The organism is Pseudoalteromonas sp. SG43-8, assembly GCF_014164245.1.
Classification (GTDB): domain Bacteria; phylum Pseudomonadota; class Gammaproteobacteria; order Enterobacterales; family Alteromonadaceae; genus Pseudoalteromonas; species Pseudoalteromonas distincta.
In genome coordinates this window covers 155,609-170,809 of the sequence record NZ_JACJEX010000006.1, presented here as the reverse complement: position 1 = coordinate 170,809, position 15,201 = coordinate 155,609, and the positions used below count along the sequence as shown (strand labels likewise).

The window sequence follows — 15,201 nt, the reverse complement described above, 5'->3', positions numbered from 1 at the left end:
GTTTTTGTATGTGTAAACCCTTAAACCTTTAGTTTTAAACAGTTTGTACGTACAAATTCTGATGGTAACTCGGTAATAACCGCTGCTCTTTGTTTATGGCAAAAGTAAGTATAAACCTCATGCTCAAAGTCATCATTTATAGCGCGTCCAATTTGGTACAGTGCTGAAGTAAAGTTACTGTCTACTCTAAAATGATCTTTAACTACGTAATCTTTACTTAAGTACCAGTAGAGCTCAATTCCCTCGTTTTTAGCATATTGATTAAGTACATCTTTAAGGGTTGTGCCATTTTCAAAGCGCCTAGGTTCAACCTCTCCAGTCCAAGTGGTCGGCATTGGATCTACTGTTCGCGCACGTTCAGCCAATACTCTATCCAAGGTTTGTTCTGGTGTTTTAAGTTTTAAAACAAATTGATCTCGTTCTTTATTACTTTTTACTTGGTTACGAATGGAGGAGTAAAAGCGTGATAATCCTTCGGCGGCTGCATTTTTAGATTTTTTAATATCAAATACAGAACCATCACCCACTAAGAAGTATACGGCGAGTGCTATTAGCACGGCTGCAAATGATAAATGTCTAATCCAAAACCACATGATTATTAACCACCTTATTTGTTCCTATTATTGTTATACCATTACTTTTTATAAAAAGAAGGGGTATTTTTATCCGGTCGAGTTTTAAAGCGACGGTGAAGCCACATGTATTGCTCTGGAGCGGCATTAACAGATTGTTCCATGCGTTGATTTACACGTGTTACATCAGCCTTATCATCACCACTTGGGAAGTTTTCAAGCTCAGGTACTACCTCTAAATGATACTTACCATTTTCGTCGCGACGCGAGATTAAGCTCATAGTTTCGCAGTTTTTACTGCCAGCAAACATAAGAGTACCTGTTGTCGTTGCAGTGTCAGGGACGGCGTAAAATGGCACAAACTCACAGCGGTTACGTCCGTAATCTTGGTCAGGTAAGTAATAGCATACTTTTTTGTTTTTTAATGATTTTAGTAAGCCTTTTACATCTTTTCGGCCAATTAAGTATTCGTTAGAACGAAGGCGGCCATTCGTTGTAAAGTATTCCATTAGAGCGTTGTTATGAGGGCGGTAAAAGCCTAAACCTTGGCATTTTAATCCCATTACACGACTCGCCATTTCAAGATGCAGAATATGAGGTACAAGTAATAAAACACCTTTACCAGATGCCTGTACGCGCTCAAAATGCTCCAAACCTTTGATTGAGCCATATACACTTTTTACTCGCCACTGCGGCCACCACCAAGCCATGCCGGTTTCAACCATTGCAATGCCGGTGTTTTCCATATTTTTGAGTACAAGGTCTTTTTGATCTGCTTCGCTCATATCAGGAAAACACAGCTTAATATTTACTTCTGCAATATGGCGACGGCGCTTCATAAATTTATGGACTAAGCGGCCAAGTTGCTTACCCATTGCCAGCTGTAGCTTTTGTGGTAGCCAAGAAATTAAGTATAAAAATAAAACGCCAACCCACGTTAGCCAGTATCGAGGGCCTAAAAAAGATGCTTTAAAAGGAGATGAGGTGACCACAAAAATCTCTCTGAGAATAAAAACGATAGTTTAACGCTAAGCGCTATAAAATACAAAAAGCCAGCTACATGCTGGCTTTGAATAAATCTATATTATGTTTAGCTGTAAAAGTTAAGCTGATTTTAAACCTTGGTTTATAGCAACTAAATCTTCACTTGTTAGTGTACCCGCAGCTTGTTTTAAGCGAAGGGTAGATAACACATAACGGTAACGCACATCAGCAAGGTTACGTTTTGCATCGTATAAGTTTTGCGTACTCACTAGTACGTCAACAATGGTACGAGTACCTACTTCAAAACCGGCTTCAGTTGCTTTAAGGGCACTTTGAGCTGAAACAACCGCTTGCTCTAGCGCTTTGTAAGTCGCAATATCTGAAACAACTTGATTATAAGATGTAATTACTGTGCGAGTGACTGCGCGGTAATTTGTTTCATAATCTTGGCTCGCTGATACGTAAAACGCACGCGCTTGGTTTGTTGCAGCAACCGTTGCGCCACCTGAATATAAAGGTACGCTAAAGTTAAGCCCAACAGAACTTGAGTCTGAACGCGGTTGGTCATCAAAATTAGCGCCATTTCTTTGAGCGTCTGTAAGGGAGTCACCATAACTTGCACTTAGAGTTAGCTTTGGATAATGACCCGCTTTTGCTAATTCAATTTGATCTTTTGCAATATCAACCGTTACTTTAGAAACTTGTAAGTTGATATTTTTATCTTCAGCTACTTTAACAAAGTCGCTTGAGCGCTTCGTTGGCTTAGTTGTTGAGAAAGTATCTGTATTTAAAAAGTCTAATTTTTCGTGATATTTACCAGTTATCTCACGAAGTTGCTCGCGTGCAGTTTCTACAGCATTACTGGCAATAATTTCTTGGGCTACTGAGTTATCAAACTGAGCTTGTGCTTCGTGTACGTCTGTTATAGCTGTTAAACCTACTGCATAACGTTGTTTTGTTTGCTCAAGTTGACGTGCAATGGCACGTTTTTCAGCTTCGACAAATTCAAGGTTATCACTGGCACTTAATACGTTAAAATAACCTTCAGCAACGCGTACAATTAAATTTTGTTTAGCTGCATCATATAGGCCGCTTGCTTGTAGAGCTTGCTTATCGGCAATATCTAAAGTGTTCCAAGCACCTAGATCAAATAATGTTTGGCTTAAACTTACACCACGAGAGAATTGGTCTGTGTCACTTTCAACTTTAACTTGGTTAGATAAGTCGCCAACGCTTTGGTACGACGTTGCATCGCTTTTCGTATAACCCATAGTTAAACCAATTTGAGGTAATAGTGCACTCATCGCCAAATCGCTTTGGTAAGACTGCGCATCGGCTTGGGCTTTTGCTTTTAAAACAGTAGGATCGTTAGCTGTTGCTATTTCAAAAACTTGTAGTAAATCTTCAGCTTTCACTGCTGTTGCACCTAGTGCGCATGATAAACTAACTAGCGCCGCAAGAATGTTCTTTTTCATGTGGGGTTCGGTCCTTAGACAATTTTTGTACTAAAAGCATGTTAACCTGTTTTACTGCATAACAAAAAAAATAATTAGTAAAACAGTATGTTCAAGTGTAACAGAATATATTAACGCATTTTAAAGCTTTAGATAAGTAGGAGGTAGGCACGTGGTTGATAAAAAGCTCGTTCAATTTACACATAAAGATGTAAATTTAAAGCCAATAAAAAACCTTTATAAAGGTTTTTTTCAGGTTGATTTATACCAGTTTGAACATGCTCTTTTTGCGGGTGGAAAATCAGAGCTAATTAGCCGAGAAATATTAGAACGTGGCGATGCAATTGCAGTACTCCCTTATGACCCAATATCAGATACTGTTCTTTTAATTGAGCAAATACGTATTGGCGCTATTAAAAGTAAGCACTCGCCGTGGCTACTAGAATGTATAGCCGGAATGACTGACGGCAGTACGGATTACGAATCAGTTGTAAAAAAAGAAGCGTATGAAGAAGCTGGGCTTGAATTAACCGAGCTTGAATTTATGCTTTCATATCTATCAAGCCCTGGTGGTACAACTGAGCGCTTACATTTATATTTAGCGCGTGCTGATTTAAGCCAAGTGAAATCAGGTGTATATGGTCTTGAAACTGAAGGCGAGGATATAAAAACTCATATTTTATCGGTTGATGATGCGCTAATGCGCCTCAATAACGGTGAAATGGATAATGCGGCAACGGTTATTTGTATGCAGTGGCTTGCGCTAAATCGCGAAAAAATGGCAAGCAAATGGGCATAAACTCTTACTAATATTATGGCGGAACTTTGACAGCACAATTAGCAACAAATCGATATATTCAAAGCCTCCCAAAGTATTTAACACTTTGTGAGCATAACTATGTGCGACTATTAAAGTTGTTACCGAGCGAGCGCAATATAGGAAGCATTCGTGAAGTAAAACTTGGCAACAGTGAATTTGCTACAAAAATTGATGGCAGCGCAAAATACACTATGGATATTTCAATTAAGCAGCTAACAGGAATGGTTAAAGGGATAGCGCCGCTGTATTTAACGGTGCGTTTGTATCACGATGCGAAAGTAGCTGAAATTATTCATCACGATTACCATCAACGCATAAAACCATCGTACGGATACCCCAACCCTAAAATGCATCAAAAAGATGAAAAGTATCAACTTAATGCTTTTTTATACGACTGGTTAGTGGCCTGTGTAGAGCACGGGCAAGCAACATTAAATTGGGATGTAAATAATGGCTTGGTTTGATGATACATATACATTTGATAAATCATCTTTGTGCATTGCGCATATTACCGACAGCCATTTATTTGCAGATAAAAATGGTGAATATTTTAATGTAAATACTGCAGCTCATTTTGAACAAGCTTTGGCGCACATCGCTGAGCAGCCAGTAGATTGCGTAATTTTTGGTGGTGATTTAACACAAGACCATAGTTTTGAATCGTACTTATTATTTAGTGAACTTATAAATGCCAGTGACATCACTTGCCCTGTATTTTGGGTACCAGGTAATCATGATGAACTAGTAATGCTTAATCGCATAAGTGGCGGAAAAATAAATTCGGCTAAACATATTATTGCTAACGGGGTTGAGCTGCTTCTTATTAATTCTAAAGGACCCACGCCCGCAGGATGGGTTACTGGCGCGCATTTAGATGAAATAACTGATACTTTAGTCAACTCGAATAATAGTAAAGTTATCTTTTGCCATCATAATCCGCTGCCAATAAATGGCTATCTTGATAAGCACTTATTAGAAAATGGTCCACAGCTTTTAAATATTTTAGTTAATAGTAATAATGTATCTGCGCTTTTTCATGGTCATGTACACAACGATTATGAACAAAATTTTAGAGGCTTGCCTATATATGCAAGTCCTGCCAGTTCAGTCCAGTTTGTAAAATACACTCCAAAGTGGGAGCAAAAAAATGCAGGGCCTGCTTACAGAATGCTAAATATAAAGAGTAAAAAAGATAAAGTTGAAGTAAAAACGGAAGTGGTATGGCTAAGCGCGTAATTTATATTCATGGCTTTAATAGTTCACAAAAATCATATAAAGCTGTGCGCTTTGGTGAGCTTATGGCAAACTATGACGTTGATTATTGTGTACCGAACTTAAACCACGAGCCCCTACAAGCTATAATTGAGCTTGAACAATTACTAACGCCAGATACCGTTTTATTAGGTAGCTCGTTAGGTGGTTTTTTTGCCACGTATTTATCGCAGCGTTATCAAATTCCTGCAGTGGTCATTAATCCCGCGGTCGCACCTTATAATTTATTACAGTCGTTACTTGGGCCTAATTATAATCCGTATCAAGATTATCATTACGATTTAAATAACAGTCATATTGAGGCGCTGAAATTACTCGCTGTAGATAAATTAGCACATCCTGAGTTACTGTATTTATTACAGCAAACAGGCGATGAAGTGTTGAACTTTCAACACGCAGTAAAATATTATTCGCAATGCAAGCAATTGATAGAGTTTGGTGGCGATCATAGCTACGTTGAATTTGAACGCACCTTTGCAAGTATTGTAGATTTTCTTAAAATCACGTAAAACTAGTTAGCCTGAACTGAGGTTAGTTACTATATTAACGCTTTAGCGCATATAACAATAAAACTAGTAAACGTATTAGAGCCTTAGCGGATATAAAGACAAAAACTATGAGTGATCAAAATTATAACGCCGAAGCCATTGAAGTACTTAATGGATTAGATCCGGTAAAACGACGCCCAGGGATGTACACCGATACCGTACGCCCAAACCATTTAGGCCAAGAGGTTATCGATAACAGTGTCGATGAAGCTATGGCGGGTCATGCTACTCGTATTGACGTAATACTCCACGAAGATAACTCGCTCGAAGTGAGCGATGACGGACGTGGTATGCCTATTGATATTCATCCTGAGGAAGGTATCCCTGGGGTTGAACTAATCTTCACTAAGTTACACGCCGGTGGTAAGTTTTCTAATAAAAACTACCAATTTTCAGGTGGTTTACACGGTGTAGGTATCTCTGTAGTAAATGCGTTATCTACACGTGTAGAAGTAACCGTAAGGCGCGACGCTCAACAATACAGAATGGCATTTGAAAATGGCGATAAAGTAGAAGATTTGAGCGTAATTGGTACTGTTGGTAAGCGCAATACAGGTACCACCGTTCGTTTTTGGGCTGATGTTAGCTACTTTGATTCACCAAACTACTCAATTACCAAGCTTAATCATTTATTAAAAGCCAAAGCGGTTTTATGCCCAGGACTGCGTATTAAGTTTGTTAATAAGCAAACGAAAGAAACCAAAGAATGGTTTTACGAAACTGGCTTAAAAGATTATCTAATTGAAGCCGTTAAAGGGTTTGAAACATTACCGCAAGACCCATTTGTAGGTGAATTTAAAAGCTCAATTGAAGGCGCTGATTGGGCTGTTGTATGGCTACCTGAAGGTGGCGAATCTATAGCGGAAAGCTACGTAAACTTAATTCCTACCGCGCAAGGTGGTACACATGTAAATGGTCTGCGCCAAGGCTTGCTTGAAGCAATGCGAGAGTTTTGTGAGTTTAGAAATTTACTACCTCGTGGCGTAAAGCTAACACCGGATGATATTTGGGAACGCTGTAGTTACGTATTGTCGGTTAAAATGCAAGATCCACAATTTGCAGGGCAAACCAAAGAAAAACTTTCATCACGTTCATGTGCCGCATTTGTATCGGGTGTTGTAAAAGATTCGTTTAGTTTATGGCTAAATGAACATACCGATACCGCAGAATTATTAGCTGAGTTATGTATTTCAAACGCGCAAAGCCGTTTGCGTGCAGCTAAAAAAGTTGTACGTAAACGAGTTACTGCAGGGCCTGCATTACCAGGTAAATTGACCGATTGTAGTGCTGCCGATAATGACCGAACCGAGCTGTTTTTAGTGGAAGGTGATTCTGCTGGTGGTTCTGCTAAACAAGCGCGAGACCGTGAATTTCAGGCAATTATGCCGCTACGTGGTAAAATTTTAAATACCTGGGAAGTAGAGTCGGGGCAAATACTAGCATCACAAGAAGTACATGATATTTCAGTGGCACTGGGTATTGACCCAGAATCAACAGATATGTCGGGACTGCGTTACAATAAGATTTGTATACTGGCCGATGCTGACTCGGATGGATTACACATTGCAACATTGTTATGTGCACTGTTTGTTCGTCATTTTCCAGAGTTAGTAAAAACAGGGCATGTGTATGTTGCAATGCCGCCATTATTTAGAATAGATATTGGCAAAGAAGTTTATTACGCCCTAGATGAAGAAGAGAAAACCGCTATTTTGGCGCGCATAGAAGCCGAGAAAAAACGCGGAAAAGTAAACGTACAACGATTCAAAGGTCTGGGTGAAATGAATCCGTTACAGCTTCGTGAAACCACTATGGATCCTAATACACGACGCTTAGTGCAGCTTACGCTTGATGAAGAAGTAGAAACCATGGAAATGATGGATATGCTACTTGCTAAAAAACGATCGCCTGATCGTCGTCAATGGTTAGAAGATCATGGTAACAAGGCACTCGTTTAATTGCTTGTGCCTAACACTAGGAGAGACGAATGAAAAAATTACTAGGAAGTTTGCTGTTACTTGGGCTGACTAGCGCTCCTGCAATGGCTAAAAATATACTTGATAAGCTCACCGTAGCACCTGGGTTTGAAATTAGTTTATTTGCAAATGATGTAGAAAATGCACGTCAAATAGCCGTTTCAAAAAAAGGTATTGTGTATGTTGGCTCTCGTAAAGCAGGCAACGTATATGCGCTTATTGATCACAATAGCGACGGCGTAGCAGATAAAAAAATTGTTGTGGCTAAAGGCTTAAACATGCCCTCTGGCATAGCAATTAAAGATGGCGATTTATATGTAGGCGAAGTGCATCGTATTATTCGCTTTAAAAATATTGATACCCAATTAAAAGATCCAAAGTTTGATGTTGTCTATAACAAACTACCGAGTGAGCGTCATCATGGTTGGAAATTTTTACGTTTTGCACCAACGGGAGAATTAATCATTCCGGTGGGTGTACCGTGTAATATTTGTGCTGAGGATGAGCGTTTTGGTCGTATTTTTGCCCTTAATGTAGAAACAAAACAAATAAAAACAATAGCTAAAGGCGTTAGAAACACAGTGGGTTTTGATTTTCATCCTGCTACTCAAGCCTTATGGTTTAGCGATAATGGTCGCGACATGATGGGCGATGATATTCCGCCTGATGAGTTAAACCGTGCAACGCAAGAAGGTGAGCATTTTGGTTTTCCGTATGTTCATGCTGGCGCAATTATTGACCCTGAGTTTGGGGAAGGTAAAAACATTGCCGATTACACATCGCCAGCACTTGCACTTCCAGCGCATGTAGCGCCACTAGGTATTCATTTTTATAACGGTAAGCAATTTCCAGCAAGTTATAAGCAACAATTATTTGTTGCTGAACATGGCTCATGGAACCGTTCTAAAAAGTCAGGCTATAAAGTAGGCCTTGCAACAATCGAAGTAGGTCGGGTAACTAAATATACGCCATTTATTACTGGCTTTATGAAAGACGAAACAACATTTGGACGCCCTGTTGCATTTGCAGAATTAGGTGACGGCAGTCTGTTAGTAAGCGATGATTACGCCAATGTAATCTACCGTGTAAGCTATAAGAAAAACTAGGTAAGCTTTAATGAGTGATACAGATACCTTGCTAATGCAAGGAATTGAGCAACAAACAATGGGGCGCTTTACCGAAGACGCCTATTTAAATTATTCCATGTACGTAATCATGGATCGTGCCCTACCTCATGTAGGTGATGGCTTAAAACCAGTGCAGCGTCGTATTATTTATGCGATGAGCGAACTGGGCTTGTCAGCTAACGCTAAGTACAAAAAATCAGCCCGTACAGTGGGTGACGTACTCGGTAAGTACCATCCACACGGCGACAGTGCCTGTTACGAAGCTATGGTATTAATGGCGCAGCCGTTTTCTTATCGCTATCCTTTGGTAGATGGACAAGGAAACTGGGGTGCGGCAGATGACCCTAAATCGTTTGCAGCAATGCGTTATACAGAAGCGCGTTTATCTAAATTTTCAGAAGTACTGCTGAAAGAGCTTGGCCAAGGCACCGTTGATTGGACACCAAACTTTGATGGCACCATGGATGAACCTGTAGTATTGCCTTCTCGTTTACCGCATATTTTACTCAATGGTATAACGGGTATCGCCGTAGGTATGGCAACAGATATTCCTCCACATAACGTACGTGAAGTGGCTAGCGCATGTTGTTTATTACTTGATAAACCAAAAACAGAGCTTGAAGAATTACTTGAGCTTGTACATGCACCAGATTACCCAACAGATGCTGAAATAATTACCCCAAAAGCCGATATTCATAAAATATATAAAACCGGTCGTGGGTCTATCAAAATGCGTGCGGTTTACACCGAAGAGCATGGCGATATTGTTATTACAGCGCTGCCGCATCAGTGTTCAGGTGGTAAAGTACTTGAGCAAATTGCAGCGCAAATGAACGCTAAAAAATTACCTATGATTGCTGATTTACGTGACGAGTCAGATCATGAAAATCCAACGCGCATTGTAATTATTCCGCGCTCAAACCGCATTAAAGCTGAGCCATTAATGGCTCACTTATTTGCAACCACCGATCTTGAAAAAAATTACCGCGTAAACTTAAACATGCTAGGCCTAGATGGTCGCCCGCAAGTTAAAGACTTGCGCTGTATTTTAAGTGAGTGGCTAACATTTAGACGCGAAACAGTGCGTCGTCGTTTGCAGTATCGTTTAGATAAAGTATTAGCACGTTTGCATATTTTAGAAGGTTTATTAGCCGCCTTTTTAAATATTGATGAAGTGATTGAAATCATTCGCAGCGAAGACAAACCAAAGCCTGTATTAATGGAGCGCTTTGATTTAACTGATACTCAAGCAGAAGCAATTTTAGAATTAAAACTTCGTCATTTAGCAAAACTTGAAGAGTTTAAAATTCGCGGTGAGCAAGATGAACTAGCCAAAGAGCGTGATAAATTAGCGCAAATTTTGGGCTCAGAACGTCGTATGTCGACACTGCTTAAAAAAGAAATTCAAGAAGCCGCTGAAATGTACGGTGACGATCGTCGCTCGCCAGTGATTGAGCGTTCAGAAGCGAAAGCACTTAACGAAAAAGATTTAATTCCATCAGAGTCAGTCACTGTTGTGCTATCTGATAAAGGCTGGGCACGCGTTGGTAAAGGCCATGATTTAGATGTACAAGGCTTAAATTACCGTTCAGGTGATGGCTTTAGAGCCTCGGCTCGGGGTAAGAGCAATCAACCTGCTGTATTTTTAGATTCAGCAGGGCGGGCATTTGCAACCGATGCGCACAGTCTGCCTTCGGCGCGGAGCCAAGGTGAACCAATGACAGGTCGTTTTAACTTAACACCAGGTGCTAATTTTGAGCACGTGGTAATGAGTGAAGACGAGCAAGTATTGCTTATGGCGTCAGATGCAGGTTACGGCTTTATTACTGACTTTAAAGACTTAGTGAGTAAAAATAAAAATGGTAAAGCGCTGGTAAGTGTCCCTAAGGGTGGAATATTACTTTCTCCTATTAGGGTGAACGATGTTGCTAGCGATTACTGTATGGCTATTTCTAACGAAGGTCGCATGCTTTTATTCCCGCTACGTGACTTACCAAAACTTAGCAAAGGTAAAGGGAATAAGATTATTTCTATTCCTGGAGCTAAAGTACAAGCCCGTGAAGAGTTTGTAAAAGTGCTTGCTGTTGTGCCACAAGGAAGCAGTGTTACGCTTCATGCTGGTAAGCGTAAACTAACGCTTAAACCATCTGATTTAGAGCATTATCATGGTGAGCGAGGGCGGAGGGGTAATAAACTACCGCGCGGCTTACAGCGTGTTGACGAAGCTGTTGTTGAGCTAACCCCACAAGATGATGAACCAATAGAAGCCATTAACGAAGAGTAACCAATTACTTTTTTGTATAAATAAAAACGGTCTGCATTTGCAGGCCGTTTTTGTTTTAAAGTAAAGAGCTTGCATACTTCAGCGTACACTTGTGCGCTATTGACTCGTCTGTGTCACAAAATAACGCTATAATAATCATAATTGATCTTTGGAGAAACTCATTTGCTAGCTGTTATACGCGTTTTTATTATGCTGATGTTTATATTATTCAGTTGTATTTTTGGTTTATTACTTTCGATTGTAAGACCATTTCATCCCAATAATGTACATATTATAGCGGGCTGGTTTGGCTCAATGGCTAAAATGATTGGCGTTAAATTAGTTTTAACACGTCATGAAGATGCAATTGATGCAGGCCCTGCAGTTTATGTTGCTAATCATCAAAATAGCTACGACTTATTTACAGTGCCTGCAATGGTGCCTAAAAACTGCGTAAGTTTGGGGAAAAAGAGCTTAAAGTGGATCCCATTTTTCGGTCAGCTTTATTGGTTGTCGGGTAATATATTAATAGACAGATCGAATCGCTCCAAAGCAGCGGGAACTATCTCCAAAGCAGCCGAAAAAATTAAAAATAATGGCTTATCTGTATGGATGTTTCCAGAAGGCACACGAAGCTATGGAAGAGGGTTGCTACCGTTCAAAACAGGTGCTTTTCACACCGCAATGAGCGCAGATGTACCCATAATTCCGGTATGTATGAATACAACACATAAAACCATTAAGCTAAATCGTTGGGATAATGGTACAATTTACATCGAAATGTTAGCGCCTATACCGCTTGATAAAGAAATTAGCGCGCGTGAGCATGCTAAAAGCGTGCATAGCATTATGGCTGCTAAAATAACTGAATTAGATGCTCAAGTGAGAGAAAAATAATGGAAAACTGGCGTGAAATAAGTGAAGACATCGTAAGTTCACTACTTGAAGATGGATCAGATCCTGAAATACTTTATGAAGTAGAACACCATTTTGTGTGTGAAGACTTCCCTAAACTAGAGCAAGCTGCATTGGCTGCTTTTAAGTTAGGCTACGATGTTGAAGAGCCAGCAGAGCTTGAGCTTGAAGATGGCAGTAAAATTTGGAGCTTTGACATTGTAGTTGAAGCTGAGCTAGACGTAGACGTTATTATGGAAGACGTTGATAAGCTAGCGCAACTAGCCGTTGAGTGCGATGTTGAATACGACGGTTGGGGCACTTACTTTCAAGAGTAATTAATTACCCAGCATTAGAAAAATAGTAAAGGCGAGCATTTAACAATGCTCGCCTTTTTTTAGTTTTACTCCCTGTTTAAGCTTTAAATACACTCATTAGCCTCTATATAAATCAAAAGTGTACATTACCAATTTAAATATTGTTATTACCAATTTGAAATTAGTCTTTAATTTATCTCTATTTTTATTTTTTATTCATGCTAAATTAATATTGTCCATAATTATTGGTAAGCAGTGTTATTTATTTTTTAGTACTTATGTCTGAAATTAAAATTTATTTTTAAAAATTAATTCGTCACTTAATAAAATCTAATGTTTTGATTAAATTGAAAATTAAATTTTTTTAAGTGGTAATAAAGATGGAAGTAATACTTATTTGCTGTACCACACTGTGTTGACATATTGGTAACAATAAATATAACCTTTGCTCCGCCTTTTGGCATGCTTTTTGGTAATGTTAATTGGTAAGTTTAATTTGCCATTTAAATTACCATTACTATTCATACACAATTAAAAACCTGTATAGCGGTAAGATCTAAGTGTTAGTGAATTTCACTAACCTAAGTAGTTAGGTTGTTTTTATGTTCAGGTTTAAAGGAATAAAGATAATGATTAACCACAAGAAATTGTTTATTTGCACTGCAATTACTGCAACCTCAGCGTTATCTCATGCTGCAACTATTAATAACCCTGGCTTTGAAAGCGGTTTTAGTAGTTGGAACGAAACTGAGCCAGCGGCTATTTCATCTGATGCATATAGCGGATCTAAATCGTTAAAAATTCAGGGAAGTCCTGCACGTGTTTATCAATTAGTAAATATTCAGCCAAACACTGAATATACGTTAAGTGCTTATGTACTTGGTAAAGGGCAGATTGGGGTTAACGACTTAAACGGTTTATTTAAAAACAAAACCTTTGATGTATCGTCTTGGACTAAGGTAACTAAAACGTTTACTTCAGCGAATACCAATTCACTGCAAGTATTTGCTAAGCATTACAATAGCTCAAGTGATGTACGCTTTGATAATTTTACATTAGTTGAGGGCAGTAATAATGGCGGTGGCACTGATGATGGAGCAGGATCTGGAGACGGTACAACGATTCCAAGCAGCATTACAAGTGGTAGTGTTTTTGATTTAGAAGGGGATAGCCCTAACCCGTTAGTGAACGATAGTACGTTAGTATTTGTACCTTTGGAGGCACAGCATATTACGCCTAACGGGAATGGCTGGCGTCATGAGTACAAGGTAAAAGAAAGCTTGCGTGTTGCCATGACACAGTCTTACGAAGTATTTGAAGCAACTGTAAAAGTTGAAATGTCTGATGGCGGTAAAACAATTATTTCACAGCACCACGCCAGCGATACTGGGACTATTTCTAAAGTGTATGTTTCAGATACTGATGAATCAGGTTTTAACGACAGCGTAGCGGGTAATGGCATTTTTGATGTGTATGTTCGTTTGCGTAATACCAGTGGCAATGAAGAAAAATTTGCGCTAGGTACTATCACAAGCGGTGAGTCATTTAACTTGCGAGTGGTAAATAATTACGGCGATGTAGATGTAAGTGCACTAGGTAATTCGTTTGGTATTCCTGTAGAAGATGATTCTGAATCTTACTTTAAGTTTGGTAACTACTTACAGTCTCAAGATCCAAATACTCTAGATAAATGCGGTGAAGCAGGTAACTCTAATTCATTCAAAAATTGCTTTGAAGATTTAGGCATTACCCAATCAAAAGTAACAATGACTAATGTTACTTATACCCGTCAAACAAACTAAGTAGCCACTTAATTATGGCCACTCAATTGAGTGGTCATATTAAATATGCGTTTTAATTTACAGCCATTTTTTATTTTTAAAATACACACCAATACCGCCAGTGAGCACAATTAAAAATATGACAAAAGCACTAAACGCATAAGGGCTCTCTGTACCAGGAATACCTCCTACGTTTACACCTAAAAGCCCCGTTAAAAAGCCCAGTGGTAAAAAAAGTGCTGCCACTACAGACATAACATACATTCGCTGGTTTAACTGCTCAGAAACTTGGTTAGTGATTGTTTGCTGAATAATTTGCGCACGCTCAATCGAACTATCTAGCTCTTCAAGATAACGAATTAATAAGTTAGTGGTTTCATTAAGTTTTGCTTTATCGTCATCTAATAACCATAGGTAGTGGTTATTTACCATTGAGCTAAGGGCTTCTTTTTGCGGTTTTAAATAACGTTTTAAGGCAATAGTTTGGCGTCGCAATTGTGATAAGCCCTGGTTGTCAAACTTTTTACTTGGTTCATCTATTTCTTCTTCAAACTCGTCGAGTGTTTCATCTAGTGAGTCAATAACGCTTTGCATACGTGAGGTTAATTTTTGTGTAATAGAGCACACTAATTCAGAAATATTGCATGGGCCTTTATTTTCATTTAAACAGGCGAGCGTATCTTGCACCGATAATAAACGGCGCTTACGGGTAGTAATAAGAATGTCTTCGCTAATAAATAAACGAATTGAAACCATGTCTTCAGGGCTTTGTGCTGGATTTAAATTTACACCACGTAAAAATAACATGTGCCCGTTAGTTGTAGCCGTAATACGTGGGCGTGTTTCGTCAGCAATTAAAGACTCTAGTTCGTAATCGTTTAAATGAGGCTGTGCCTTGAGCCATTCAACTGCCTCACTTTGGCTATAATCCATGTGCACCCAAAGTTTACCTTGGCTTGGTTGCCAGCTATTTAGCTCATTAGTGCTTCCAATAGGACGAGCGCCGCCTTGTCCATCAAGTACAAGTGCATGTAGTAAACCATTAATCATAATTAGTTCTCATAATAGTGTATTTTTAATACTGTTAACTATAGTGTATCTACTTAGTTGCTTACAGGCTTACCTTTACTTTTAATAAGTTAAGCTTAAATAGCAAAATATATGCAGAGCCTCTGTGTTGAGCAAAGTGGCAT

At 39.1% G+C, this 15,201-nt stretch carries 14 protein-coding genes; 10 read left to right on the top strand and 4 right to left on the bottom strand.

The window, feature by feature from the left end; translation table 11 throughout:
- Window positions 1-20: 20 nt before the first annotated feature.
- The 3 genes from H5122_RS13200 to tolC all read right to left on the bottom strand — a co-directional run bounded on the left by H5122_RS13200 (window position 21) and on the right by tolC (window position 3,031).
- Window positions 21-593 carry a toxin co-regulated pilus biosynthesis Q family protein gene (locus H5122_RS13200; protein ID WP_024596226.1) on the bottom strand — a complete coding sequence of 191 codons (573 nt, stop codon included), beginning with the start codon at window positions 591-593 and terminating at the stop codon, window positions 21-23.
- A gap of 41 nt (window positions 594-634) precedes the next feature.
- The gene (lpxL, locus tag H5122_RS13195) at window positions 635-1,564 is read right to left on the bottom strand and encodes an LpxL/LpxP family Kdo(2)-lipid IV(A) lauroyl/palmitoleoyl acyltransferase (RefSeq protein ID WP_002961955.1); all 930 of its coding nucleotides are present in this window, start codon (window positions 1,562-1,564) and stop codon (window positions 635-637) included.
- Between the two features lie 111 nt (window positions 1,565-1,675).
- Window positions 1,676-3,031, bottom strand: a complete 1,356-nt coding sequence (gene tolC / locus H5122_RS13190) for an outer membrane channel protein TolC (protein WP_182682352.1) — start codon at window positions 3,029-3,031, stop codon at window positions 1,676-1,678.
- 151 nt (window positions 3,032-3,182) lie between these two features.
- Here tolC and H5122_RS13185 point away from each other — a divergent pair, with 151 nt between their 5' ends.
- The 10 genes from H5122_RS13185 to H5122_RS13140 all read left to right on the top strand — a co-directional run bounded on the left by H5122_RS13185 (window position 3,183) and on the right by H5122_RS13140 (window position 14,029).
- Window positions 3,183-3,809 carry an NUDIX domain-containing protein gene (locus tag H5122_RS13185; protein ID WP_002961957.1) on the top strand — a complete coding sequence of 209 codons (627 nt, stop codon included), beginning with the start codon at window positions 3,183-3,185 and terminating at the stop codon, window positions 3,807-3,809.
- A 26-nt stretch (window positions 3,810-3,835) separates the two neighbouring features.
- Window positions 3,836-4,294: a DUF1249 domain-containing protein gene (locus tag H5122_RS13180; RefSeq protein ID WP_039488324.1), complete on the top strand. Its 459-nt coding sequence runs from the start codon at window positions 3,836-3,838 to the stop codon at window positions 4,292-4,294.
- The gene (locus H5122_RS13175; protein ID WP_182675680.1) at window positions 4,281-5,066 is read left to right on the top strand and encodes a metallophosphoesterase; all 786 of its coding nucleotides are present in this window, start codon (window positions 4,281-4,283) and stop codon (window positions 5,064-5,066) included. Before H5122_RS13180 ends, H5122_RS13175 begins: the two co-directional genes overlap by 14 nt.
- Window positions 5,051-5,611, top strand: a complete 561-nt coding sequence (locus H5122_RS13170) for a YqiA/YcfP family alpha/beta fold hydrolase (protein ID WP_002961960.1) — start codon at window positions 5,051-5,053, stop codon at window positions 5,609-5,611. The genes H5122_RS13175 and H5122_RS13170 overlap by 16 nt, the downstream gene beginning before the upstream one ends.
- A 107-nt stretch (window positions 5,612-5,718) precedes the next feature.
- Entirely contained in the window at window positions 5,719-7,608 is a 1,890-nt protein-coding gene (parE, locus tag H5122_RS13165) for a DNA topoisomerase IV subunit B (RefSeq protein WP_002961961.1), read from the top strand.
- 29 nt (window positions 7,609-7,637) lie between these two features.
- Entirely contained in the window at window positions 7,638-8,732 is a 1,095-nt protein-coding gene (locus tag H5122_RS13160) for a sorbosone dehydrogenase family protein (RefSeq protein ID WP_024605067.1), read from the top strand.
- 10 nt (window positions 8,733-8,742) lie between these two features.
- Window positions 8,743-11,037 carry a DNA topoisomerase IV subunit A gene (parC, locus tag H5122_RS13155; protein WP_002961963.1) on the top strand — a complete coding sequence of 765 codons (2,295 nt, stop codon included), beginning with the start codon at window positions 8,743-8,745 and terminating at the stop codon, window positions 11,035-11,037.
- A gap of 162 nt (window positions 11,038-11,199) precedes the next feature.
- A complete protein-coding gene (locus tag H5122_RS13150; protein ID WP_182671483.1) occupies window positions 11,200-11,913 on the top strand; it encodes a 1-acylglycerol-3-phosphate O-acyltransferase in 714 nt (237 codons plus the stop codon).
- Window positions 11,913-12,248, top strand: a complete 336-nt coding sequence (gene rraB, locus H5122_RS13145) for a ribonuclease E inhibitor RraB (RefSeq protein WP_002961968.1) — start codon at window positions 11,913-11,915, stop codon at window positions 12,246-12,248. Before H5122_RS13150 ends, rraB begins: the two co-directional genes overlap by 1 nt.
- 608 nt (window positions 12,249-12,856) lie before the next feature.
- Window positions 12,857-14,029: a polysaccharide lyase family 7 protein gene (locus H5122_RS13140; protein WP_024605063.1), complete on the top strand. Its 1,173-nt coding sequence runs from the start codon at window positions 12,857-12,859 to the stop codon at window positions 14,027-14,029.
- A gap of 57 nt (window positions 14,030-14,086) precedes the next feature.
- Here the strand turns inward: H5122_RS13140 and H5122_RS13135 are convergent, their stop codons facing one another.
- Window positions 14,087-15,058, bottom strand: coding sequence for a zinc transporter ZntB (locus H5122_RS13135; RefSeq protein ID WP_024605062.1), 972 nt, complete (start codon window positions 15,056-15,058; stop codon window positions 14,087-14,089).
- Window positions 15,059-15,201: the final 143 nt, after the last annotated feature.